This is a genomic window from Citrobacter sp. RHBSTW-01044 (assembly GCF_013781945.1).
Classification (GTDB): domain Bacteria; phylum Pseudomonadota; class Gammaproteobacteria; order Enterobacterales; family Enterobacteriaceae; genus Citrobacter; species Citrobacter braakii.
Genome location: NZ_CP056180.1, coordinates 1060257 through 1084356, shown reverse-complemented (window position 1 = coordinate 1084356; position 24100 = coordinate 1060257). Strand labels below are relative to the sequence as shown.

Sequence of the window (24100 nt, the reverse complement as noted above, 5' to 3'; positions counted from 1 at the left end):
TTTTCAAAAATGTAGATATTTTTAATTTATGGCTACGAAACGAGCTGCGCCATATCTCCCTGACAATCTACTGAGAGGAACGATTTGATGAACGCACTGACTGCCGTAAAACCGAACGTTGATGATCCAGCCCAGCACTACAGCGGTTTCACGTTGAAACCATCAGCCCAGTCCCCACGCCTGCTGGAGCTGACTTTTTCCGCTGAGACCACTGAGCAATTTCTGAAAGCCGTAGCGCAGTGGCCGGTGCAGGCACTGGAATACAAATCCTTCCTGCGCTTCAAAGTGGGCAAGATCCTCGACGACCTGTGCGGCAATCAGTTGCAGCCTTTGCTGCTGAAAACGTTGCTCGATCGTGCCGAAGGCGCACTGCTGATCAACGCCGTTGGCGTAGATGATGTGGCACAGGCTGAAGAGATGGTCAAGCTGGCGACGGCGGTAGCGCATCTTATCGGGCGCTCCAATTTTGATGCGATGAGCGGTCAATACTATGCCCGTTTTGTGGTGAAAAACGTTGATAACTCAGACAGCTATCTGCGCCAGCCGCACCGTGTAATGGAACTGCATAACGACGGAACCTACCTCGAAGAAATCACCGACTATGTGCTGATGATGAAGATTGACGAGCAGAACATGACCGGCGGTAACTCGCTGCTGCTGCACCTCGACGACTGGGAACATCTGGATCAGTACTTTACCCACCCGCTGGCGCGTCGCGCCATGCGCTTTGCCGCACCGCCAAGCAAAAACGTCAGCCAGGAAGTGTTCCATCCGGTGTTTGACGTTGACCAGCAGGGCCGCCCGGTGATGCGCTACATCGACCAGTTCGTCCAGCCAAAAGATTATGAAGAAGGCGTCTGGCTGAGCGATTTGTCCGATGCGTTGGAAACCAGCAAGGCCATTATTTCCGTTCCGGTTTCAGTCGGTAAATTCCTGTTAATCAACAACCTGTTCTGGTTGCACGGTCGCGATCGCTTTACCTCGCATCCTGACCTGCGCCGCGAACTGATGCGCCAGCGTGGTTATTTCGCTTACGCGACAAACCACTACCAGACCCATCAGTAAGCGCGAAGGAATAAAGCGGATGTATGATTTTGTGATTATTGGCGGCGGCATTATCGGCATGTCGACCGCCATGCAGCTGATTGATGTCTATCCGGACGCCAGAATCGCGCTGCTGGAAAAAGAGTCCGGCCCGGCCTGTCACCAGACGGGCCACAACAGCGGCGTAATTCATGCCGGGGTCTATTACACCCCCGGCAGCCTGAAGGCGCAGTTTTGCCTGGCCGGAAATCGCGCCACAAAAGCCTTTTGCGACCAAAACGGCATCCGCTACGACGTCTGCGGAAAAATGCTGGTTGCCACCTCCGAACTGGAAATGGAGCGCATGCGCGCGCTGTGGGATCGCACCGCCGCTAACGGCCTTGAGCGCGAATGGCTGAATGCGCAGGAGCTTCGCGAACGTGAACCCAACATCACCGGGCTGGGCGGTATTTTTGTTCCGTCGAGCGGGATCGTCAGCTACCGCGAAGTCACCGCCGCGATGGCGAAGATATTTCAGGCCAAAGGCGGTGAGATTATCTACAACGCTGAGGTCAGCGCGCTAAAAGAGCACGCTGCGGGCGTTGTCGTACATACCCGTCAGGGTCAGGAATTTGAGGGAGCGACGCTGATTAGCTGCTCTGGCCTGATGGCGGACCGACTAGTGAAAATGCTCGGCGTTGAACCCGGCTTTATCATCTGTCCGTTCCGTGGCGAATATTTCCGTCTGGCGTCAGAACATAACCAGATAGTCAACCATCTGATCTACCCCATCCCCGACCCGGCGATGCCGTTTCTCGGCGTTCATCTGACCCGGATGATTGACGGCAGCGTCACCGTGGGCCCCAACGCGGTACTGGCATTTAAACGTGAAGGCTACCGTAAACGCGACTTCTCGTTCAGCGATACGCTGGAGATCCTCAGCTCTTCCGGCATTCGTCGCGTGCTGCAAAACAACCTGCGCTCAGGACTTGGCGAAATGAAGAATTCGCTGTGCAAAAGCGGTTATCTGCGACTGGTACAAAAGTACTGCCCGAGTCTGACGCTCAAGGATCTGCAGCCCTGGCCTGCTGGCGTGCGGGCACAGGCTGTATCACCGGACGGCAAACTAATCGACGATTTCCTGTTTGTCACCACGCCACGCTCAATTCACACCTGTAACGCGCCTTCTCCAGCAGCAACGTCGGCGATCCCTATCGGCGCGCATATTGTCAGCAAAGTTCATGCGCTGCTGGAGAACCAGAGTAATCCCGGACGCACGCTACGTGCGGCACGTAGCGTGGAAACATTACACGCCGCATTCACCCGTTAAAACGATTTAGACAGGACGCAATTATGCAACTTAACGATCCAACCTTATTTCGCCAGCAGGCACTGATCGACGGCAACTGGCGTGACGCCAACAGCGGCGAGACCATCGCGGTGACCAACCCCGCCAACGGTCAGCAATTAGGTAGCGTACCGAAAATGGGGGCGGATGAAACCCGCGAAGCGATTAACGCCGCTAACCGCGCTCTGCCCGCCTGGCGTGCGCTGACCGCCAAAGAGCGGGCCAACATCCTGCGCCGCTGGTTCAACCTGATGATTGAGCATCAGGACGATCTCGCCCGTCTGATGACCCTGGAACAGGGTAAACCGCTGGCAGAAGCCAAAGGTGAAATCACCTATGCCGCTTCCTTTATTGAGTGGTTTGCCGAAGAGGGCAAACGTATCTATGGCGATACGATCCCCGGCCACCAGGCCGACAAACGCCTAATCGTCATCAAACAGCCGATCGGCGTTACCGCCGCGATTACGCCGTGGAACTTCCCCGCGGCGATGATTACCCGCAAAGCCGGTCCGGCGCTGGCGGCTGGTTGCACAATGGTGCTTAAACCGGCCAGCCAGACCCCCTACTCCGCACTGGCGCTGGCAGAGCTTGCCAATCGCGCCGGGATCCCGGCAGGCGTTTTCAGCGTGGTGACCGGTTCAGCGAGCGCGGTCGGCAACGAGCTGACCGGCAACCCGCTGGTGCGCAAGCTGTCATTTACCGGCTCAACCGAAATTGGCCGTCAGTTAATGCAGCAGTGCGCCAAAGACATCAAAAAAGTGTCGCTGGAGCTGGGCGGCAATGCGCCGTTTATCGTCTTTGACGATGCCGATCTTGATAAAGCCGTGGAAGGCGCACTGGCATCGAAGTTCCGTAACGCAGGCCAAACCTGTGTCTGCGCCAACCGCCTGTACGTGCAGGACGGCGTGTATGACCGTTTTGCCGAAAAACTCCAGCAGGCAGTGAGCAAACTGCACCTCGGTGATGGTCTGCAACCTGACGTCACCACCGGGCCGCTGATCGACGAGAAAGCGGTAGCCAAAGTGCAGGAACACATCGCCGATGCTCTGGATAAAGGCGCGCGCATTATCGCGGGTGGCAAACCTCACGCACTCGGCGGCAACTTCTTCCAGCCCACCATTTTGGTGGATGTGCCTGACAACGCGAAGGTCGCCAAAGAAGAGACGTTCGGCCCGCTGGCTCCGCTGTTCCGGTTTAAGGACGAGGCTGACGTCATCGCTCAGGCCAATGACACCGAGTTTGGTCTGGCCGCCTATTTCTACGCCCGTGATTTGAGCCGCGTCTTTCGCGTTGGCGAAGCGCTGGAATACGGCATTGTCGGGATTAACACCGGCATTATCTCCAACGAAGTCGCCCCGTTTGGGGGAATTAAAGCCTCCGGTCTTGGCCGTGAAGGATCGAAATACGGCATCGAAGACTACTTAGAAATCAAATATATGTGCATCGGCCTTTAATAAAATAAATACTGGAGAACACCTGATGAGCACCAACAAAGAACTTATGCAACGCCGCAGCAACGCCGTTCCCCGTGGCGTAGGACAAATCCACCCTATTTTTGCCGAGCGTGCAGAAAACTGTCGAGTCTGGGACGTTGAAGGCCGTGAATTCCTCGATTTTGCTGGCGGTATTGCGGTGCTGAACACCGGCCACCTGCACCCGCAGATCGTCTCTGCGGTAGAAGCACAGTTGAAAAAGCTTTCCCATACCTGTTTTCAGGTGCTGGCCTATGAGCCGTACCTGGAGCTGTGCGAAATCATGAATAAGAAAGTGCCGGGCGATTTCGCCAAAAAAACCCTGCTGGTGACAACCGGCTCGGAAGCGGTGGAAAACGCGGTGAAAATCGCCCGCGCCGCCACCAAACGAACCGGCACTATCGCCTTCAGCGGCGCTTACCACGGTCGAACCCACTACACCCTGTCGCTGACCGGGAAAGTAAACCCGTACTCTGCAGGAATGGGACTGATGCCGGGCCACGTGTACCGTGCGCTTTATCCTTGCCCGCTGCACGGCATCAGTGAAGACGATGCTATCGCCAGCATTCACCGTATCTTCAAAAATGATGCCGCTCCGGAAGACGTTGCCGCCATCGTGATTGAGCCCGTCCAGGGCGAAGGTGGTTTTTACGCCGCCTCTCCTGCTTTTATGCAACGTCTGCGCGCCATTTGTGACGAGCACGGCATCATGCTGATTGCCGATGAAGTACAGAGCGGCGCGGGCCGTACCGGTACGCTGTTCGCTATGGAGCAGATGGGCGTTGCGCCCGATCTCACCACCTTCGCCAAATCTATCGCCGGTGGCTTCCCGCTGGCGGGAGTGACCGGGCGCGCCGAAGTCATGGACGCAATCCCACCGGGCGGTCTGGGCGGTACCTATGCCGGTAACCCGATTGCCTGTGCCGCCGCCCTGGCGGTACTGAATATTTTCGAACAGGAAAATCTGCTGCAAAAAGCCAACGAGCTGGGGCAAACCCTGCGCGAAGGCCTGCTGGCTATCGCGGAAAGCCACCGCGAGATTGGCGATGTACGCGGGCTGGGAGCGATGATCGCAATCGAACTGTTTGAAGACGGCGATCACACGAAACCAGACGCCAAACTGACCGCGGAAATCGTCGCGCGTGCGCGCGATAAAGGGCTGATCCTGCTCTCCTGCGGACCTTACTACAACGTACTGCGCATTCTTGTCCCACTGACCATTGAAGATGCCCAAATCCGCCAGGGGCTGGACATTATCGCTCAGTGTTTTGCCGAAGCGAAGCAGGGTTAACACCGCATTCGACCAATAAAAAACGCAATCCTCAGGCCGGATAAGGCGGAGCCGCCATCCGGCAGACAGGGTCAATAACAATAAATACGCGTGCCCCGGCGCGGGAATGCCGGGGTGCTCTCCCAAGTGAAATACTTTCGAGAGGTTTAAAAGATGGGGCAAGTGTCACAATCACATGATTTAGGGGGCGGGCTGAAATCACGCCACGTCACCATGCTGTCTATTGCCGGGGTTATCGGCGCAAGTTTGTTTGTGGGTTCAAGCGTGGCGATTGCAGAAGCCGGTCCCGCAGTATTACTGGCCTATCTGTTCGCCGGATTGCTGGTGGTGATGATTATGCGCATGCTGGCCGAAATGGCCGTTGCCACCCCAGATACCGGTTCCTTTTCCACCTACGCCGATAAGGCCATCGGGCCGTGGGCGGGTTATACCATCGGCTGGCTGTACTGGTGGTTCTGGGTGTTGGTTATCCCGCTGGAAGCGAATATCGCCGCCATCATTCTGCACTCCTGGGTTCCAGGCATTCCTATCTGGCTGTTTTCTCTGGTTATCACGTTGGCATTAACCGGCAGTAATTTGCTGAGCGTCAAAAATTACGGTGAGTTCGAGTTCTGGCTGGCGCTGTGCAAAGTGATTGCCATTCTGGCGTTTATCACTCTCGGCGCGGTGGCGATTAGCGGTTTCTACCCCTATGCCGAGGTCAGCGGAGTTTCGCGCCTGTGGGATCAGGGCGGCTTCATGCCCAACGGTTTTGGCGCGGTGATCAGCGCGATGCTAATCACCATGTTCTCCTTTATGGGCGCAGAGATTGTTACCATCGCCGCCGCCGAGTCCGACACCCCGGATAAGCACATCGTCCGCGCCACCAACTCGGTTATCTGGCGTATCTCCATCTTCTATCTGTGCTCTATTTTCGTGGTCGTCGCGCTGATTCCGTGGAACATGCCGGGACTGAAAGAGGTGGGCTCTTATCGCTCGGTGCTGGAGTTACTGCATATCCCACACGCGAAGCTGATCATGGACTGTGTCATATTGCTGTCGGTAACCAGTTGTCTGAACTCCGCGCTGTATACGTCCTCGCGTATGCTTTACTCCCTGAGCCGTCGTGGCGATGCTCCCGCCTTTATGGGTAAAACGAACCGGAGTAAAACGCCTTATGTGGCGGTGTTGCTGTCTACGGGGGCCGCGTTCCTCACCGTGGTGGTCAACTATTACGCCCCGGCCAAGGTGTTCAAATTCCTGATCGACAGCTCCGGCGCCATCGCCCTGCTGGTTTATCTGGTGATTGCAATTTCCCAACTGCGGATGCGCAAAATCCTGCTGGCGCGAGGCGGTGAAATTAAACTGAAAATGTGGCTCTATCCGTGGCTTACCTGGCTGGTAATCGCCTTTATTATCTTTGTGCTGGTGGTGATGCTCTTTCGCCCGGCTCAACAGCTGGAAGTTATCTCTACCGGGTTGTTAGCCATAGGAATTATTTGCACCGTGCCTATTATGTCACGCTGGAAAAAACTGCTATCGTGGCAAAAAGCACCGTTGCAAAATACGCATTAAACCTTTTCCCGGCGCAGGCCGGGAAAACCGTTCAGGAGTAAGACCATGACCGCCATTCCCCAACCGACGGCCATTGATGGATACCGCTGGCTGAAAAACGACATCATCCGCGGTGTGTATCAGCCTGATGAAAAACTGCGTATGAGCCTGCTGACCTCACGCTATGAGCTTGGCGTGGGACCGCTACGCGAAGCGCTTTCGCAGTTGGTTGCCGAGCGGCTGGTCACGGTGGTCAATCAGAAAGGGTATCGTGTCGCCCCAATGTCCGAACAGGAGTTGCTCGATATTTTCGATGCCCGCGCAAATATGGAAGCCATGCTGGTCGCGCTGGCCATTGAACGCGGCGGCGACGCCTGGGAAGCTGAAATCCTGGCGCGGGCGCATATGCTCGGCAAGCTTGAAGCCGTTGACGCCAGTGAACAGATGCTCGACGAGTGGGATCAGCGCCATCAGGCTTTTCACTCGGCAATTGTCGCTGGCTGCGGTTCACAGTATCTGCTGCAAATGCGCGAACGGCTATTCGATTTGGCGGCGCGCTACCGGTTTATCTGGCTGCGAAAGACGGTGCTGTCGGTGGAGATGTTGGAAGATAAACACGATCAGCACCAAACGCTGACCGAAGCAATTCTGGCACGCGATGCTGCACGTGCCAGCGAATTAATGCGCCAGCACCTGCTGACGCCCATTCCGATTATTCAACAAGCGATGTCCGGCAAATTGCTGACGCAATAAGCCTGAACTTTCTTATTGTTCTGGAATACGCAAAACCTGCCCTGGATAAATTTTATCCGGGCTTTTCAGCATCGGTTTATTCGCTTCAAATATCTGGTTATACAGGTTGGCGTTACCGTATACCTGTTTGGCAATAGCGCTCAGGGTATCTCCTGATTTTACGGTATAAAACTGGCTTTCACTCGCCGGCGCAGAAGTTTTTACCTGATCGTCGACGCTGGCAATACCAGAGATATTACCAATCGCAATCAGGATTTTTTCTTTCGCTTCCTGACTTAATCCATCGCCAGAAACGGTGGCTTTACCTTCGTTAATTTGGACGTTCACTTTATCCGCATCCGGGATGCCCGTTTTGTTCAGGTGTTCCTGTACCTTTTTTGCCAGATAGGCAGTGTCATGGTTGCCAGTAACCGCATCCCACAGTTTTTCACCCGCATCTTTTACAAAATTAAAGAGTCCCATATCCACCTCGGTAGTTAACAATCAACACCAGGAAGTGTAGCAGAGGAGAAAGAAGCGCAAAGAAAACGGCGCCAGAGCGCCGTAGTAGAAAAGTAATTAGTTACGCGTTTGTATCCAGAAGGCGTGGATCAGACCCGGGATGTAGCCCAGCAGCGTCAGAACAATATTGAGGATAAATGCCCAGCCGAACCCCTTCCCCAGCAGCACGCCAAGCGGGGGCAGAATAATAGTAAAAACGATTCTCCAGAAACCCATACACACTCCATACAAGCAAAAAGTTACTCATTGTTTAAAAAGAGATTTTATCTCTAAGCATAGTCAGTGTACCTAACTCTGCCAGCCTTCCCCTGCTGTTTTACCCTCCTTTACGCTCTTTACGCTGGCGTACGTTGACCATTTATTTTAGAATAAGCTTAATTTAGGACATGCTTAAATACTTATGACTGAACTTGAACAACTCCAGGCCAGCGCTGAGCAGGCTGCCGCCCTGCTAAAAGCGATGAGTAACCCGAAAAGGTTGCTGATTTTGTGCATGCTCTGCGGCTCACCCGGTACCAGCGCGGGCGAATTAGCCCGTGTTACCGGCCTGAGTCCTTCCGCCACTTCGCAGCATCTGGCGCGTATGCGTGAAGAGGGCCTGATAGACAGCCAACGCGATGCCCAGCGTATCCTGTACTCCATCAAAAATGCGGCCGTGAATTCACTGATCGCCACATTAAAAACACTGTATTGCCCATAAGGAGCCATCATGACCATTGGGACGATTTCCCCGCGCGAGGCGCAGACGCTGGTCGCACAAGGCGCAAAACTGATTGATATCCGCGATGCTGACGAGTATCTGTACGAGCATATTCCGGAGGCGCATCTGGCGCCATTACCTACGCTTGAGCAGGGATCGCTGCCTGCGAATTTACGCGCCGGGCAGGTGATTTTTCACTGCCAGTCAGGCAAACGTACACAAAACGCGGCGACAAAACTGAACGCTATTGCCGCGCCTGCGCAGGTCTGGTTGTTGGAAGGTGGCATTGACGGCTGGAAAGCCGCAGGTTTTCCGGTGGCAAAAGATCGTTCACAACCGTTACCGCTGATGCGCCAGGTGCAGATAGCCGCAGGTAGCCTTGCCTTACTCGGCGTCATTCTGGGCTACACCGTTAGCAGCGCCTTCTTCCTGCTGAGCGGTTTTGTGGGCGCCGGGCTAATACTCGCTGGCGTGACCGGCTTTTGCGGCATGGCGCGATTGCTGGATATCATGCCCTGGAACCGACGTACTCATTAAGCGGTAATCATTGAAACTGCACTGTACCCGCTGATTGACGTGATCTATGGTGAGTTCTGCGATAAATAAAGGAGAGCAATATGTTTAAACCTGGCGATCTGGTTCAACCACGCATGGGTGGACCTAAACTGAAAGTTGTCGAAGTCAATGGCGATCACATTGTGGCGGTACACGCCAGTAATGAAAGCGGCGAAAAATTCACGCTGAAAGCAGCTGACGTGACGCGATATACCGAAGAGGGTGATTTTGGCGTTTGCTGAAAATAAGCGGTGAGGTCGCCCTCACCGCATTAATAATCAGATCAAAAAGTCATCAAGAGATTTACCGGCAGCCAGCGCCTGGGCAATTGGCTTCGGTGTGCGACCCTGTCCGGTCCATGTTTTTGTTTCACCATTGAGATCGGTAAAACGATATTTCGCCGGGCGCGGCTGACGTTTTTTAACTGAACCTGCCGTCGCAGGCGTCATGCTCAGTAGCTCTTCCGGATTGATCCCGTCTGCCTGCATCAGCGCCAGCAAAGTATTAATTTTTTCCTGCTGTTCTGCACGTTGGCGCTGTAGTTGTTCTTCTTCATCGCGGCGTTCTTTGGTCACTACCCTGAATTTTTCAAGCATATCTTCCAGCACATCAACGGAAAATTCACGAGCCATTGCACGCAGCGAGCGGATATTATTTAAGTTTTTTAACATTGAACTCATATTAACAAAACCTCTTTAACGTAAAACATAAAAACGGTATTACCCTAAATATTGTATGCAACTGCTTATTATATTTCCAGTCTAATTTATTCGCATATTACTAATCAAAAAAGCTAATTCGTGTATTTATTGCATCCATTTTGATATCGCCTATGCGATATATTCTATTCCTCTGATAGTCGCTATAAATATACCTACAAGGAATCTCAGGGTATCACTCGAGAAACAGGCCACAACATCGCGCGGAGCCGGTGCGTATACATATTGCACATTAGTCAACATTGAGAAAAGGAGCGCAAAAAATTCAGAAAAACAAATTTCCATAACCCATTGATCTAAAATGCCTTTAATTAAATCAGCAACGAAAATACCAAAACGAACAAAAAACAAACCATTACAGAGCATTTTATCGACAAAAAGGTAATAAATAAAAATTTTAAGCTAGTTGCTAGTTATTATCCAGGCAGATATCCTATTCAAACGCGAAAGCAGCAAGACAAATCACTAGCAAGAAGGTATTCAAAACCTTTTTTTCCCTTTTTACAAGGAGCATTAACATGTTCTCTCCGCAGTCACGCTTGCGTCATGCAGTAGCAGACACGTTCGCGATGGTTGTTTATTGTTCTGTCGTGAACATGTTGATCGAAATATTCCTTTCAGGAATGAGCTTCGAACAGTCTCTGTACTCCAGACTGGTGGCTATCCCCGTCAACATCCTGATCGCGTGGCCATACGGCATGTATCGCGATTTGTTTATGCGCGCGGCGCGTAAAGCCACGCAGGCAGGATGGGGGAAAAATCTGGCGGACGTGCTGGCTTATGTCACCTTCCAGTCACCAGTGTATATGATTATTCTTTTGACGGTTGGCGCCGACTGGCACCAGATTACGGCTGCAGTAAGTTCGAACATCGTGGTATCAATGCTGATGGGCGCGGTCTATGGCTACTTTCTTGATTATTGCCGCCGCCTGTTTAAGGTCAGCAGCTATCACCAGGCTAAAGCCTGACAGATCTCTTCGCGACTGGCCCTGCCAGTCGCATTATTAGTTTGAACTAACGTCGCCAAACAACCCACTCAGATAACGCTCAAGCGCAATTCGCGAACTGAAGCCGTGCGGAATACCATAATGTTCGTGAGTCTCTCCGGCTAAATATAGCGGGAATTGCTGGTAGTGATCGCAGGTTTTAATATCCGTCGCAGGTTCCGCCAGCGAAGAGCTGCGCTCTTTTAGCGTGGGATGGATAACTAATGCGGTACGTCCCATACGTGCTTCACGGTTAACGTACACATAATTTTCGCCACGACGATAGCCGTACGTTTTTTGCGTCACTACATCGACGGTAAAGCCCACTTTTTCAAGTACGCGCGCCACCTCATCAGGTCGTAAATACATATATTTTCCTCGTTATCTTTTTTACTGCGGGCTTACCTTACCTGATTCAGCATTAGCAACGCTTTCAGAAAAGTCCATAAACGAGTGGCGATGGTGGGACGAATATCTTAAGAACCGCGCAGATTTATGTCAGCGCCATCCGCAATTGATACGCCGCCTGCTGCGCCATTTCCACCGAGCTGATGTTGGTAAACGACAGCAATATTCCTCCCTTTCCTGCTGAAGTTATTCGCCAGCGGCTTAACGCCTGAACCGCCAGCCCGGCCTGATTCGCTTTGCGCACTAGCGCAACATCATCTCCGTCGACAGTTATCACCAGCTGAATCCCTCCTTCCTGAGGAATGACGTTAAATCCTTGTTCGCTCAGCGCGTTTTCCATCCATTGACGTCGCAGGGCATAATTCTGGCGCATACGTTTTAAGTGCCGCCAGAAGTGGCCATCTTGCATAAAATCCGCCAGCGTTTGCTGCCATAAAACCGGAACGCTACAGGCCGTTAGCGCCGCCTGCTGACGAAAATGTTCGACCTGAGTCAGGGATACCACCAGCCATGCCGTGCGCAAAGCCGGAAACATCGATTTGCTGAACGTTCCGGCATAAATCACCCGCTGGGGCGCATCCAGACTTTTTAGCGGCGGCAACGGTTTACCGTGGTAGCGAAATTCACTGTCGTAATCATCTTCAATGATCCACGCCTGCTCCCGAGTCGCCCATTCAAGCAGTTGGTGGCGACGGTCTAATGACAGGGCGACGCCCAGCGGACTTTGGTGTGCGGGTGTGAGCAGCACAAAACGCGCCTGCGGGTAGTCACGGATCCCAGCGCAGACATCCAGGCCATCGGCATCAACTGCCACCGGCATCAGCTCAATGCGCTCCTGAGCCACCACGGGGTGAATCAACGGAAAGCCAGGATCTTCGACCCACATCCCCTCACCGGGTTGAGACAGAGCGCGCAGGATTAACGTCATTGATGCCGCGTAGCCTGAAGTAATAAAAATCTGCTCCGGCTGGCACTCAATACTGCGTGAGACGCGCAGGTAATCGACAATCGCCTGACGTAACACCCGTTCGCCGCAAACATCGCCCACGGCCAGGTCAAAACGCGTTTGGGTGCGTAAACGCCGCCCCATCACCCGCGCCCAGACGTCCCGCGGGAAGAGATCGAGTGCGGGTAATCCCATCTGAAAAGGCTGTGGCCTGGGGTTTTCTCCGGCGAAGATGGCGGGAGACACAGGTGCGTTTTCCGGTCGCAGTTGCTCACTGACAAATGTTCCTGCCTGCCCGCGTCGCGCGAGCCAGCCCTGCGCCACCAGATCTGCATAGGCATTTTCCACCGTCGAACGTGATACCCCCAGCTCCTGGGCCCAGGTCCGACTGGAGGGCAATCTTGTGCCTGGCTTTAGTTCACCTTTCTCAATGGCGTTTTTTAACTGACGGGCGATTTGCTGATAGCGTGGCATTTATGGTCTGCTTTTTTGGCAACAATATGGCTCTCTGTAGCAGTCCATTATAGTGCTACATTGCGGGTCATCCAAACGAGGAGAAATACCATGACAATGTTACGCCAGCCCTATTATGAACTCAGTCCTGAAATCTATAACGCTTTGGTTCAGGCCAGCAAAGCGCTGGAAAACTGCGCGCTGGAACCTACGCTGACGGAACTGATTTACCTGCGAGTCTCGCAAATCAACGGCTGCGCCTTTTGCCTGGAAATGCACAGTAAGGCGCTGCGCAAATCCGGTGTTGCGCAGGCCAAACTGGACGCGCTGGCAGGCTGGCGGGTGAGTCATCACTTCAGCGAGCAGGAGCGTGCAGCGCTGGCGTGGGCCGAATCCGTCACCCATATAGCCAGCACCCATGCCGAAGATGACGTTTATCTGCCGCTGCTCGACCATTTTAGCGCGAAAGAGATTAGCGATCTGACGTTTGCTATTAGCCTGATGAACTGCTTTAACCGTCTGGCGGTAGGGATGCGCATGTGATTCTGCGCTGCCGGATGGCGACATAAACGCCATCCGGCAACCTACCATAGTTTCTATCACCTCCTCCGTCACGCTCATCACCCATGCCCTCATCAATCTAAAATTACCATATCTTGTATGGTTGAATCTTTTTAAAACTACATCTAGTATCTCCTCTATCAAGACACACACAACCTGACGCCCTCTATCGCGTCATTCTTTTACTTTTAGATGGAAATACGAATCATGCGCATTGTTATTTACACTCGTAACAACTGTGTTCAGTGCCACGCCACTAAGCGGGCGATGGAAAGCCGCGGGTTTGACTTTGAGATGGTAAACGTCGATTTACACCCCGATATGGCTGATCGCCTGCGCGATCAAGGCTTTCGTCAGTTACCGGTCGTGGTCGCAGGGGAAACCAGTTGGTCAGGATTTCGCCCGGACATGATCAACCGTCTGCGCCCGGCTCCTCAAGTGGCCAGCGCATGAGTCAGCTCGTCTACTTTTCCAGCAGCTCCGAAAATACGCACCGCTTCATGCAGCGTCTGGGGCTGCCTGCCATCCGCATTCCGCTTAACGAACGCGAGCGGATCCGGGTAGACGAACCTTACATTTTAATCGTGCCCTCCTACGGTGGCGGCGGTACAGCTGGCGCGGTCCCGAGACAGGTGATCCGCTTTTTAAACGATACGCACAACCGGGCGTTAATCCGTGGAGTGATCGCCTCCGGCAATCGCAATTTCGGGGACGCCTACGGTCGCGCGGGTGATGTCATCTCACAAAAATGCGGCGTGCCGTGGCTCTATCGCTTTGAGCTGATGGGCACCCAAAGCGATATCGACAACGTGCAAAAAGGAGTGAGCGAATTTTGGCAACGACAACCACAGAACGTGTAGAACAGCAGACGCTGGATTATCACGCCCTGAACGCCATGCTGAATCTGTACGATAAGGCCGGGCGCATTCAGTTCGCCAAAGACCATCAGGCGGTGGAGGCATTCTTTACCGCCCACGTCCGCCCCAACTCGGTGGCGTTTGCCAGCCAGCAGGCGCGTCTGGACACGTTGGTGGATGAAGGCTATTACGATGCCAGCGTGTTAGCCCGCTACGATCGCGCGTTTGTGCTGAAGCTATTCGCCCACGCCCACGCCAGCGGATTCCGTTTCCAGACGTTCCTCGGCGCATGGAAGTTCTACACCAGCTATACGCTGAAAACGTTCGACGGGAAGCGCTATCTCGAAGACTTTGAGGATCGCGTAACGATGGTGGCGCTCACTCTGGCGCAGGGCGATGAAGCGCTCGCTCTGCAACTGACCGATGAAATGCTCTCCGGGCGTTTTCAACCCGCCACGCCAACCTTTTTAAACTGCGGTAAACAGCAACGCGGCGAGCTGGTTTCCTGCTTCCTGTTACGCATTGAAGACAACATGGAGTCAATTGGACGGGCGGTCAACTCGGCGCTGCAACTCTCCAAACGCGGCGGCGGCGTGGCATTTTTGCTCTCTAACCTGCGTGAGGCGGGTGCGCCCATTAAGCGCATTGAGAACCAGTCCTCTGGGGTGATCCCGGTAATGAAAATGCTGGAGGATGCGTTTTCTTATGCGAATCAATTAGGGGCGCGTCAGGGTGCGGGCGCGGTGTATCTGCACGCGCATCATCCGGATATTTTGCGTTTTCTCGATACCAAACGTGAAAACGCCGACGAGAAAATCCGTATCAAAACGCTCTCGCTTGGTGTGGTGATCCCGGATGTCACCTTCCAGTTAGCCAAAGAAAATGCCCAAATGGCGCTGTTTTCACCGTATGACGTGGAACGCATTTACGGCAAACCATTCGGTGATATCGCCGTAACTGAACGGTATGACGAACTGGTTGCCGACAAACGAGTGCGCAAAAAATACATTAACGCCCGCGATTTCTTCCAGCGACTGGCCGAGATCCAGTTCGAGTCCGGCTACCCTTACATCATGTTTGAAGACACGGTGAATCGCGCCAATCCGATTGCCGGTCGTATCAATATGAGCAACCTGTGCTCGGAGATTTTGCAGGTTAACAGCGCTTCCACCTACGATGAAAACCTCAATTACGCGCAAACAGGGCACGATATCTCCTGCAACCTCGGCTCGTTGAATATTGCTCATACCATGGATTCGCCAGACTTTGGGCGCACCGTGGAAACGGCGGTTCGCGGTTTAACGGCCGTTTCGGACATGAGCCATATCCGCAGCGTACCCTCAATTGAGGCCGGGAACAGCGCATCGCACGCTATCGGTCTTGGGCAGATGAACCTGCACGGGTATCTGGCACGGGAAGGTATCGCCTACGGCTCACCTGAAGGGCTGGATTTCACCAATCTCTATTTCTACACCATCACCTGGCATGCGCTGAATACGTCGATGAAGCTCGCCCGCGAGCGCGGCAAAACCTTTGCCGGATTCAGACAGTCCCGCTACGCCAGCGGTGAGTATTTTAACCAGTATCTGCAGGGCGACTGGCAGCCAAAAACCGCCAAGGTTCGCACACTGTTTGCCACCAGCGGCATTACGCTGCCAACGCGCGAAATGTGGTCGCAGCTGCGTGAAGATGTCATGCGCTACGGCATTTATAACCAGAATTTACAAGCGGTTCCGCCAACGGGTTCTATCTCCTACATCAACCATGCGACATCAAGCATTCACCCGATCGTGTCAAAAGTGGAGATTCGCAAAGAGGGCAAAACCGGGCGCGTTTACTACCCTGCCCCGTTTATGACCAATGAGAATCTGGCCTTGTATCAGGATGCCTACGAGATTGGTCCACAAAAAATCATTGATACCTACGCTGAAGCAACGCGGCATGTCGATCAGGGGCTTTCACTGACGCTCTTTTTCCCCGATACCGCCACCACTCGCGATATCAACAAAGCGCAAATTTACGCCTGGCGTAAGGGCATCAAATCGCTGTACTACATCCGACTACGCCAGTTGGCGCTGGAAGGAACCGAAATCGAAGGTTGCGTGTCATGCGCGCTGTAAGGAGGACAACATGACATTATCCCGCGTAAGTGCCATCAACTGGAACAAGATTGAGGATGATAAAGATCTCGAGGTTTGGAATCGCCTGACCAGTAACTTCTGGCTACCGGAAAAGGTCCCGCTCTCCAACGATATCCCGGCCTGGCAAACGTTGAACGCCGCCGAACAGCAGCTGACTATCCGCGTTTTTACCGGGCTGACGCTGCTCGACACCATTCAGAACATAGCCGGTGCGCCAGCATTGATGGCCGATTCGTTAACGCCGCATGAAGAGGCGGTGCTATCGAATATCAGCTTTATGGAAGCGGTTCACGCCCGTTCGTACAGCTCAATTTTCTCCACTCTTTGCCAGACCAAAGACGTGGATGCGGCTTACGCGTGGAGTGAAGAAAATACCCCACTCCAGCGCAAGGCGCAGATCATTTTGACACATTACGCCAGCGAAGAACCGCTGAAGAAAAAAATTGCCAGCGTGTTTCTGGAATCCTTCCTGTTCTATTCCGGCTTCTGGTTGCCAATGTATTTCTCCAGCCGCGGAAAACTGACCAATACCGCCGATCTCATTCGTCTGATCATTCGTGATGAAGCCGTTCACGGGTATTACATTGGTTATAAATATCAAAAAGGTCTGGAGCACATTTCTGAATCCGCACGCGAGGAGTTAAAGAATTTTGCCCTCGACCTGCTGATGGAATTGTATGATAACGAAGCGCGTTATACGGAAGAATTGTATGCAGAAACCGGCTGGGTGGATGACGTCAAAGCCTTCCTTTGCTACAACGCCAATAAGGCATTAATGAATTTGGGGTATGAGGCATTATTTCCGCCAGAAATGGCGGAGGTTAACCCGGCAATCCTTGCTGCGCTGTCGCCCAACGCTGACGAAAACCACGATTTCTTCTCGGGTTCCGGCTCATCATACGTGATGGGAAAAGCTGTCGAAACCGAAGACGACGACTGGAATTTCTAGCGCTCATTTCCGCGGAAAATACCGTACATTTTTCGCGGAAATATTCTAACAGGATCACACTTTTGTCGTGCAAATATAATTGTGTGATCTACACTCAATATCAGCCGCATTATTCGCCTGCATTTCAGCAATTCAGGCGACTTTTCATTGCCATTTACAAAAAATATTACCCCATTCACATTCGCGCTCAGCCCTTATATCACGGGAAGTCCCGCCACATGGCCTTCAGCAATATTCGTGCCACAAACAAATTCAGGGTTGTCTCAGATTCTCAGTATGTTAGGGTAGAAAAAGGTCACTATTTCCATCAGGTAATATATCGATATAAACAAATAACAGGAATCATTCTATTGCATGGCAATTAAATTAGAAGTTAAAAATCTCTATAAGATATTTGGAGAGCATCCGCAGAGAGCCTTCAAATATATTGAAAAAGGACTTTCAAAAGAGCAGATTCTGGATAAAACAGGGCTATCGCTTGGCGTTAAGAACGCCAGTCTGGCCATTGAAGAAGGCGAGATATTTGTCATCATGGGATTATCCGGTTCGGGTAAATCCACAATGGTACGCCTTCTCAATCGCCTGATTGAACCCACCCGCGGGCAAGTATTGATTGACGGCGTAGACATCGCCCGGATATCCGATGCTGAGCTTCGCGAGGTGCGCAGAAAAAAGATTGCGATGGTTTTCCAGTCCTTTGCCCTGATGCCGCACATGACGGTCCTGGACAATACGGCATTCGGCATGGAATTAGCCGGTGTTGGCGCGGATGAACGTCGTGAAAAAGCGTTAGATGCGCTGCGTCAGGTTGGTCTGGAGAATTATGCTCACGGATACCCGGATGAACTTTCCGGAGGGATGCGCCAGCGTGTGGGCCTCGCCCGTGCATTAGCCATTAACCCTGACATCTTATTAATGGATGAGGCCTTTTCTGCCCTCGATCCGTTAATTCGTACCGAGATGCAGGATGAACTGGTAAAACTACAGGCGAAACATCAACGTACCGTGGTCTTTATTTCCCACGATCTCGACGAAGCTATGCGTATTGGCGACAGAATTGCCATTATGCAAAACGGTGAAGTGGTCCAGGTCGGCACGCCAGATGAAATCCTGAATAATCCGGCCAATGATTATGTACGCACCTTCTTCCGCGGCGTTGATATTAGCCAGGTCTTTAGTGCCAAGGATATTTCACGTCGTAGCCCTGAAGGTTTAATTCGTAAAACGCCCGGGGTCGGTCCACGTTCAGCGCTGCAATTATTGCAGGACAAAGATCGCGAATATGGTTACGTGATCGAGCGCGGCAATAAATTCGTCGGCGTTGTCTCTATCGACTCTTTAAAAACAGCATTAAGTCAGGCGCAAGGTATTGAAGCGGCATTGATCGATGAGCCGCTAGCCGTGGATGCACAAACTCCTCTCAGCGAGTTGCTTTCTCATGTCGGCCAGGCCCCGTGCGCGGTGCCGGTTGTTGATGAGGAACAACAGTATGTGGGCATCATTTCAAAACGCATGCTGTTACAGGCTTTAGATCGTGAGGGGGCAAACAATGGCTGATCAAACCAATCCGTGGGATACCACACCAGCGGCCGACAGTGCCGCACAAACCGCCGATGCCTGGAGTACGCCATCAGGCGCGCCAGCTGACGGCGGTGGCGCAGACTGGCTGACCAGCGCACCCGCGCCGGCGCCAGAGCATTTCAATATTATGGATCCGTTCCATAAAACGCTGATCCCGCTGGATAGCTGGGTCACAGAAGGGATCGACTGGGTCGTTACCCATTTCCGTCCAGTTTTCCAGGGCATTCGAGTCCCGGTGGATTATATTCTCAACGGCTTCCAGCAGCTTCTGTTGGGTATGCCAGCCCCGGTGGCGATTATCCTGTTCGCTCTGATTGCCTGGCAGATTTCCGGCGTTGGAATGGGCGTTGCTACGCTGATTTCATTGATTGCAATCGGAGCCATCGGCGCGTGGTCACAGGCCATGATCACCCTGGCGCTGGTACTAACCGCGCTGCTGTTCTGCGTGGTGATCGGTCTACCCATGGGGATCTGGTTGGCGCGCAGTCCACGGGCGGCAAAAATTGTTCGTCCGCTGCTGGACGCCATGCAAACCACACCGGCGTTCGTCTATCTGGTGCCGATCGTCATGCTGTTTGGTATTGGTAACGTCCCGGGCGTGGTGGTGACGATTATCTTCGCCCTGCCGCCAATCGTGCGTCTGACCATTCTGGGGATTAACCAGGTGCCAGCCGACTTGATTGAAGCCTCGCGCTCATTTGGCGCCAGCCCGCGTCAGATGCTGTTTAAAGTCCAGCTCCCGCTGGCGATGCCTACCATTATGGCCGGGGTCAACCAGACGCTGATGCTGGCGCTCTCAATGGTCGTCATCGCGTCGATGATCGCCGTCGGCGGACTGGGTCAGATGGTTCTGCGCGGAATCGGTCGTCTGGATATGGGGCTTGCCACCGTCGGCGGGGTTGGGATCGTGATCCTCGCCATCATTCTCGACCGCCTGACGCAGGCTGTCGGTCGCGACGCCCGTAGCCGTGGCAACCGTCGCTGGTACACCACCGGTCCCGTTGGGCTTATCACTCGCCCATTCACGAAGTAATTCACCCGTTGCCCGGTGGCGTATTGCTTACCGGGCCTATACGTCCCTCCAATAATTAAGGAACAACGATGCGACAGAACGTCATTATTGCCACAGCGTTTGCCACCCTTGTCTCCACCAGCACTTTCGCTGCCGATCTGCCAGGCAAAGGCATCACTGTACAGCCAATCCAGAGCACTATCTCTGAAGAATCCTTCCAGACGCAACTGGTCGCCCGTGCGCTGGAGAAACTGGGTTATACCGTTAACAAAACAAGCGAAGTTGACTACAACGTCGGCTATACCTCCATTGCCTCTGGCGATGCAACTTTTACCGCTGTGAACTGGCAGCCGCTGCATGATGATATGTATGCCGCAGCGGGCGGAGACAAAAAGTTCTATCGCGAGGGGGTATTCGTTACGGGTGCCGCGCAAGGTTATCTGATCGATAAAAAAACCGCTGAGCAGTATAAAATCACCAACATTGCTCAGTTAAAAGATCCGAAGATCGCCAAAATTTTTGACACCAACGGCGACGGAAAAGCAGACATGATGGGCTGCTCGCCGGGCTGGGGCTGCGAAGCGGTGATCAACCACCAGAACAAAGCCTTCGATCTGGAAAAAACCGTCGAGGTCAGCCACGGTAACTATGCGGCGATGATGGCTGACACCATTACCCGCTTTAAAGAAGGCAAACCCATTCTTTACTACACCTGGACACCGTACTGGGTGAGCGACGTAATGAAACCGGGTAAAGATGTGGTCTGGCTGCAGGTGCCGTTCTCTTCCCTGCCAGGCGAGCAGAAAGACATTGATACCAAGCTGCCAAACGGCGCCAACTACGGCTTCCCGGTGAACACTATGCATATCGTCGCCAACAAAGCCTGGGCGGAGAAAAACCCGGCTGCGGCGAAACTGTTTGCCGTCATGAAGCTGCCGCTGGCGGATATCAACGCGCAGAACGCGATGATGCACGACGGGAAAGCATCTGAAGCCGACGTGCAGGGTCACGTTGACGGCTGGATCAAAGCCCACCAGCAACAGTTTGATGGCTGGGTGAAAGAAGCGCTGGCTGCGCAGAAATAACCCCCTCGTAGGTCTGATAAGCGTAGCGCCATCACACCAATGCCGGATGGTGGCGCGATGCGCCTTATCCGGCCTACACGCCCTCCTCCCAACCGCACAATCCATCACCCAACAAATCAGCAACATTTAATCACTTACGTTATGATTGTTTTCTGCAACCCATTTTTCAGTTGAAAACCATGACGAAAACCACTCAGGGACTTAGCCCTTCGCTGATCCTGTTAATGTCTATCGCCACCGGCCTCGCCGTCGCCAGTAACTATTACGCGCAGCCGCTGCTCGACACCATCGCGCGTAACTTTTCGCTATCGGCCAGCACCGCTGGCTTTATCGTCACCGCGGCCCAGCTCGGCTATGCCGCCGGCCTGCTGTTTTTAGTACCGCTTGGCGATATGTTTGAACGTCGGATGCTGATCGTCTCCATGACGCTGTTAGCGGCAGGCGGCATGCTTATTACCGCCAGCAGCCAGTCGCTGGGCATGCTGATCCTCGGCACCGCCCTGACCGGGTTGTTCTCGGTAGTGGCACAGATTCTGGTTCCACTGGCGGCGACGCTTGCCACGCCGGATAAGCGCGGTAAAGTTGTCGGCACCATTATGAGCGGCCTGCTGCTGGGTATCCTGCTGGCGCGCACCGTGGCGGGATTACTGGCCAATCTTGGCGGCTGGCGCACCGTATTTTGGGTCGCATCGATATTAATGGCGCTGATGGCGATTGCGCTGTGGCGCGGTCTGCCGAAGATGAAATCAGATACTCATCTCAACTATCCGCAACTGTTAGGCTCCGTATTCAGCCTGTTTATCCATGATAAATTGCTGCGTACCCGCGCGATGCTGGGCTGCCTGACCTTTGCCAATTTCAGTATTCTCTGGACCTCTATGGCGTTTTTGCTCGCCGCGCCGCCGTTTAACTACTCCGAAGGAACGATCGGGCTGTTTGGCCTGGCAGGGGCCGCAGGGGCGTTAGGCGCGCGTCCGGCAGGTGGTTTTGCCGATAAGGGAAAATCACATCTCACCACGACCACAGGTCTGTTATTACTGCTGCTCTCCTGGTGGGCTATCTGGTTAGGGCATAGTTCCGTACCAATGCTGATTATCGGTATCCTGGTCCTGGACCTCACCGTTCAGGGTGTGCATATCACCAACCAGACGGTTATCTATCGCATTCATCCGAACGCGCGTAATCGCCTGACCGCCGGATACATGACCAGCTATTTTATTGGCGGGGCGGCAGGTTCGCTGATTTCGGCCTCCGCCTGGCAGCATGCCGGTTGGGCTGGCGTTTGTCTGGCCGGTACGACCGTTGCCCTACTCAACCTGTTGGTCTGGTGGCGAGGATATCACCGTCAGGAAGCCGTAAATTAAGCATATAGCGTATGTTTACCGCTGATTGGGCTCCGCAGGGTGTTAAGGAGCCCATCAGTCTGCTAAGGTTATAACTCATTGAACCAAGTTATATTAATTTCGGTAATGAAACCTATAACCCTATGGAAAGCCCGATATCCCAGTCTGAACCCAGTTCTGCGACGCTAACTGAAGGATTCAAAGACAGCCTGCCAATAGTCATCAGCTATATTCCGGTCGCTTTTGCATTTGGTCTCAATGCCACTCGCCTTGGCTTTACTCCGGTTGAAAGCGTGTTTTTCTCCTGCATTATCTATGCGGGAGCCAGCCAGTTTGTCATCACCACAATGCTCGCCGCAGGCAGTTCTTTGTGGGTCGCCGCACTGACCGTCATGGCCATGGATGTACGCCATGTTTTGTACGGACCTTCCCTGCGTAGCCGAATCGCCCAGCGACTGAGCAAACCCAAAAGCGCGCTGTGGGCCTTTGGCCTCACCGATGAAGTCTTTGCCGCCGCCACGGCGAAGCTGGTACGGGATAACCGGCGCTGGAGTGAAAACTGGATGATCGGCATTGCGCTATGCTCCTGGGCCTCCTGGGTGTTTGGCACGGTGATCGGCGCGTTTTCCGGTAGTGGTTTACTCAAGGATTACCCGGCAGTTGAAGCCGCGTTGGGCTTCATGCTCCCGGCGCTGTTCATGAGCTTCCTGCTCGCCTCTTTCCAGCGTCAACAAGCACTCTGCGTGACTGCAGCACTGGCCGGCGCGCTGGCTGGCGTCATGCTGTTTTCCATTCCTGCCGCCATCCTTGCAGGCATTGTCTGCGGATGTCTGACGGCTCTTATCCAGTCATTTTGGCAGGGAGGTCCCGATGAGCTATGAGGTCCTGCTGCTTGGCCTGTTGGTCGGCTGCGTTAACTACTGTTTTCGTTATTTGCCGCTCCGTCTTGGAGTGGGGAATGTTCGCCCGACGAAGCGCGGCGCGACGGGCATATTACTCGACACCATTGGCATTGCATCAATTTGCGCCCTGTTGGTGGTGTCTACCGCGCCAGAAGTGATGCACGATTCTCGTCGGTTCGTGCCTACGCTGGTGGGGTTTGTCATACTGGGCGCAAGCTTCTATAAGACCCGCAGCATCATCATTCCAACCTTACTGAGTGCTCTGGGCTATGGATTAGCCTGGAAAATGCTGATTGTCTTATAGATAAAAACAATCATTTTAAATAAATAATACATTTACTTTATTTGTCACTGTCGTTACTATATCGGCTGAAATTAATGAGGTTATACCCAAATGGATAGTTCGTTTACGCCCATTGAACAAATGCTAAAATTTCGCGCCAGCCGCTACGAAGAGTTCCCTTATCAGGAAGTGCTTCTGACTCGTCTATGCATGCACATGCAGGGCAAGCTGCTGGAAAACCGCAATAAGATGCTGAAAGCTCAAGGGATTAACGAGACATTGTTTATGGCGTTGATTACGCTGGAGTCTCAGGAAAACCACAGTATTCAGCCTTCTGAACTGAGTTGCGCGCTTGGCTCGTCACGCACTAACGCAACCCGCATTGCGGATGAGTTAGAAAAACGTGGCTGGATCGAACGTCGCGAAAGCGATAACGATCGCCGCTGTCTGCATCTGCAATTGACCGAGAAAGGCCACGCATTTTTGCAAGAGGTGTTACCGCCTCAGCATAACTGCCTGCATCAGCTTTGGTCATCTCTCAGCACCACCGAAAAAGATCAGCTTGAGCAAATTACCCGTAAACTTCTGACCCGTCTTGACCAGATGGAACAGGATGGCGCGGTATTAGAAGCGTTGCGCTAACGCGCCGACTCGCTCAGAAATCCAGATTTATAAATGAAAAAACCGACAGGCCAGCA

Annotated in this window: 27 protein-coding genes; 22 read left to right on the top strand and 5 right to left on the bottom strand. The window is 53.2% G+C overall.

Features of this window, described 5'->3' with window-relative positions; translation table 11 throughout:
• The first annotated feature begins 87 nt into the window (after nucleotides 1-87).
• From glaH to csiR, 6 genes are all read left to right on the top strand, one after another.
• On the top strand, nucleotides 88-1065 hold the full coding sequence (glaH, locus tag HV352_RS05250; RefSeq protein WP_181635251.1) for a glutarate dioxygenase GlaH: 978 nt from the start codon (nucleotides 88-90) through the stop codon (nucleotides 1063-1065).
• Between the two features lie 19 nt (nucleotides 1066-1084).
• Complete coding sequence (gene lhgO / locus HV352_RS05245; protein ID WP_181635250.1) at nucleotides 1085-2353, top strand: L-2-hydroxyglutarate oxidase; 1269 nt, start codon at nucleotides 1085-1087, stop codon at nucleotides 2351-2353.
• A gap of 23 nt (nucleotides 2354-2376) precedes the next feature.
• Nucleotides 2377-3825 (top strand): NADP-dependent succinate-semialdehyde dehydrogenase, encoded by a 1449-nt coding sequence (gabD, locus tag HV352_RS05240; protein WP_016154134.1) that lies wholly within the window; start codon nucleotides 2377-2379, stop codon nucleotides 3823-3825.
• A 25-nt stretch (nucleotides 3826-3850) separates the two neighbouring features.
• A complete protein-coding gene (gene gabT / locus HV352_RS05235; RefSeq protein ID WP_047358822.1) occupies nucleotides 3851-5134 on the top strand; it encodes a 4-aminobutyrate--2-oxoglutarate transaminase in 1284 nt (427 codons plus the stop codon).
• 153 nt (nucleotides 5135-5287) lie between these two features.
• Nucleotides 5288-6688, top strand: coding sequence for a GABA permease (gene gabP / locus HV352_RS05230; RefSeq protein ID WP_016154136.1), 1401 nt, complete (start codon nucleotides 5288-5290; stop codon nucleotides 6686-6688).
• Between the two features lie 45 nt (nucleotides 6689-6733).
• Entirely contained in the window at nucleotides 6734-7420 is a 687-nt protein-coding gene (csiR, locus tag HV352_RS05225) for a DNA-binding transcriptional regulator CsiR (protein ID WP_047358821.1), read from the top strand.
• A gap of 12 nt (nucleotides 7421-7432) precedes the next feature.
• Here the strand turns inward: csiR and lysM are convergent, their stop codons facing one another.
• Both lysM and HV352_RS05215 read right to left on the bottom strand, forming a co-directional pair.
• A complete protein-coding gene (lysM, locus tag HV352_RS05220; protein ID WP_181635249.1) occupies nucleotides 7433-7882 on the bottom strand; it encodes a peptidoglycan-binding protein LysM in 450 nt (149 codons plus the stop codon).
• 96 nt (nucleotides 7883-7978) lie between these two features.
• Nucleotides 7979-8137, bottom strand: coding sequence for a YqaE/Pmp3 family membrane protein (locus HV352_RS05215; RefSeq protein WP_003037242.1), 159 nt, complete (start codon nucleotides 8135-8137; stop codon nucleotides 7979-7981).
• 184 nt (nucleotides 8138-8321) lie between these two features.
• On the opposite strand from HV352_RS05215, the gene HV352_RS05210 reads away from it, so the two are divergent.
• The 3 genes from HV352_RS05210 to HV352_RS05200 all read left to right on the top strand — a co-directional run bounded on the left by HV352_RS05210 (nucleotide 8322) and on the right by HV352_RS05200 (nucleotide 9418).
• The gene (locus HV352_RS05210; RefSeq protein WP_016154139.1) at nucleotides 8322-8621 is read left to right on the top strand and encodes a metalloregulator ArsR/SmtB family transcription factor; all 300 of its coding nucleotides are present in this window, start codon (nucleotides 8322-8324) and stop codon (nucleotides 8619-8621) included.
• Nucleotides 8622-8630: 9 nt separating this feature from the next.
• Nucleotides 8631-9158, top strand: a complete 528-nt coding sequence (locus HV352_RS05205) for a rhodanese family protein (RefSeq protein ID WP_016154140.1) — start codon at nucleotides 8631-8633, stop codon at nucleotides 9156-9158.
• Between the two features lie 80 nt (nucleotides 9159-9238).
• Nucleotides 9239-9418 carry a hypothetical protein gene (locus HV352_RS05200; protein WP_016154141.1) on the top strand — a complete coding sequence of 60 codons (180 nt, stop codon included), beginning with the start codon at nucleotides 9239-9241 and terminating at the stop codon, nucleotides 9416-9418.
• Nucleotides 9419-9454: 36 nt separating this feature from the next.
• On the opposite strand, the gene stpA is transcribed toward HV352_RS05200, so the two are convergent.
• On the bottom strand, nucleotides 9455-9856 hold the full coding sequence (stpA, locus tag HV352_RS05195; RefSeq protein WP_016154142.1) for a DNA-binding protein StpA: 402 nt from the start codon (nucleotides 9854-9856) through the stop codon (nucleotides 9455-9457).
• 557 nt (nucleotides 9857-10413) lie between these two features.
• On the opposite strand from stpA, the gene alaE reads away from it, so the two are divergent.
• Entirely contained in the window at nucleotides 10414-10863 is a 450-nt protein-coding gene (gene alaE / locus HV352_RS05190) for an L-alanine exporter AlaE (protein WP_016157294.1), read from the top strand.
• 36 nt (nucleotides 10864-10899) lie between these two features.
• Here alaE and HV352_RS05185 read toward each other — a convergent pair whose 3' ends face one another.
• Together HV352_RS05185 and HV352_RS05180 are read right to left on the bottom strand one after the other, a co-directional pair.
• Nucleotides 10900-11250, bottom strand: coding sequence for a DUF2002 family protein (locus HV352_RS05185; protein ID WP_016154145.1), 351 nt, complete (start codon nucleotides 11248-11250; stop codon nucleotides 10900-10902).
• A 124-nt stretch (nucleotides 11251-11374) separates the two neighbouring features.
• Nucleotides 11375-12709 carry a PLP-dependent aminotransferase family protein gene (locus HV352_RS05180; protein ID WP_181635248.1) on the bottom strand — a complete coding sequence of 445 codons (1335 nt, stop codon included), beginning with the start codon at nucleotides 12707-12709 and terminating at the stop codon, nucleotides 11375-11377.
• A gap of 90 nt (nucleotides 12710-12799) precedes the next feature.
• On the opposite strand from HV352_RS05180, the gene HV352_RS05175 reads away from it, so the two are divergent.
• From HV352_RS05175 to emrR, 12 genes are all read left to right on the top strand, one after another.
• Nucleotides 12800-13231, top strand: coding sequence for a carboxymuconolactone decarboxylase family protein (locus HV352_RS05175; RefSeq protein ID WP_016154147.1), 432 nt, complete (start codon nucleotides 12800-12802; stop codon nucleotides 13229-13231).
• Nucleotides 13232-13456: 225 nt separating this feature from the next.
• Complete coding sequence (gene nrdH, locus HV352_RS05170; protein ID WP_016157297.1) at nucleotides 13457-13702, top strand: glutaredoxin-like protein NrdH; 246 nt, start codon at nucleotides 13457-13459, stop codon at nucleotides 13700-13702.
• Complete coding sequence (nrdI, locus tag HV352_RS05165) at nucleotides 13699-14109, top strand: class Ib ribonucleoside-diphosphate reductase assembly flavoprotein NrdI (protein WP_016157298.1); 411 nt, start codon at nucleotides 13699-13701, stop codon at nucleotides 14107-14109. Before nrdH ends, nrdI begins: the two co-directional genes overlap by 4 nt.
• A complete protein-coding gene (gene nrdE, locus HV352_RS05160; RefSeq protein ID WP_181635247.1) occupies nucleotides 14082-16226 on the top strand; it encodes a class 1b ribonucleoside-diphosphate reductase subunit alpha in 2145 nt (714 codons plus the stop codon). The genes nrdI and nrdE overlap by 28 nt, the downstream gene beginning before the upstream one ends.
• 10 nt (nucleotides 16227-16236) lie before the next feature.
• Nucleotides 16237-17196: a class 1b ribonucleoside-diphosphate reductase subunit beta gene (gene nrdF / locus HV352_RS05155; RefSeq protein ID WP_103928507.1), complete on the top strand. Its 960-nt coding sequence runs from the start codon at nucleotides 16237-16239 to the stop codon at nucleotides 17194-17196.
• Between the two features lie 354 nt (nucleotides 17197-17550).
• Nucleotides 17551-18753, top strand: a complete 1203-nt coding sequence (gene proV, locus HV352_RS05150) for a glycine betaine/L-proline ABC transporter ATP-binding protein ProV (protein ID WP_016157301.1) — start codon at nucleotides 17551-17553, stop codon at nucleotides 18751-18753.
• A complete protein-coding gene (proW, locus tag HV352_RS05145; protein WP_016157302.1) occupies nucleotides 18746-19810 on the top strand; it encodes a glycine betaine/L-proline ABC transporter permease ProW in 1065 nt (354 codons plus the stop codon). Before proV ends, proW begins: the two co-directional genes overlap by 8 nt.
• Before the next feature lie 68 nt (nucleotides 19811-19878).
• On the top strand, nucleotides 19879-20874 hold the full coding sequence (gene proX / locus HV352_RS05140) for a glycine betaine/L-proline ABC transporter substrate-binding protein ProX (protein ID WP_016154154.1): 996 nt from the start codon (nucleotides 19879-19881) through the stop codon (nucleotides 20872-20874).
• Between the two features lie 179 nt (nucleotides 20875-21053).
• Nucleotides 21054-22238, top strand: a complete 1185-nt coding sequence (locus tag HV352_RS05135) for an MFS transporter (RefSeq protein ID WP_016157303.1) — start codon at nucleotides 21054-21056, stop codon at nucleotides 22236-22238.
• Nucleotides 22239-22360: 122 nt separating this feature from the next.
• On the top strand, nucleotides 22361-23098 hold the full coding sequence (locus HV352_RS05130) for an AzlC family ABC transporter permease (protein WP_019077531.1): 738 nt from the start codon (nucleotides 22361-22363) through the stop codon (nucleotides 23096-23098).
• Nucleotides 23088-23423, top strand: a complete 336-nt coding sequence (ygaH, locus tag HV352_RS05125) for an L-valine transporter subunit YgaH (RefSeq protein ID WP_016154157.1) — start codon at nucleotides 23088-23090, stop codon at nucleotides 23421-23423. Before HV352_RS05130 ends, ygaH begins: the two co-directional genes overlap by 11 nt.
• A 90-nt stretch (nucleotides 23424-23513) precedes the next feature.
• On the top strand, nucleotides 23514-24044 hold the full coding sequence (gene emrR, locus HV352_RS05120) for a multidrug efflux transporter EmrAB transcriptional repressor EmrR (protein ID WP_003037300.1): 531 nt from the start codon (nucleotides 23514-23516) through the stop codon (nucleotides 24042-24044).
• Nucleotides 24045-24100: the final 56 nt, after the last annotated feature.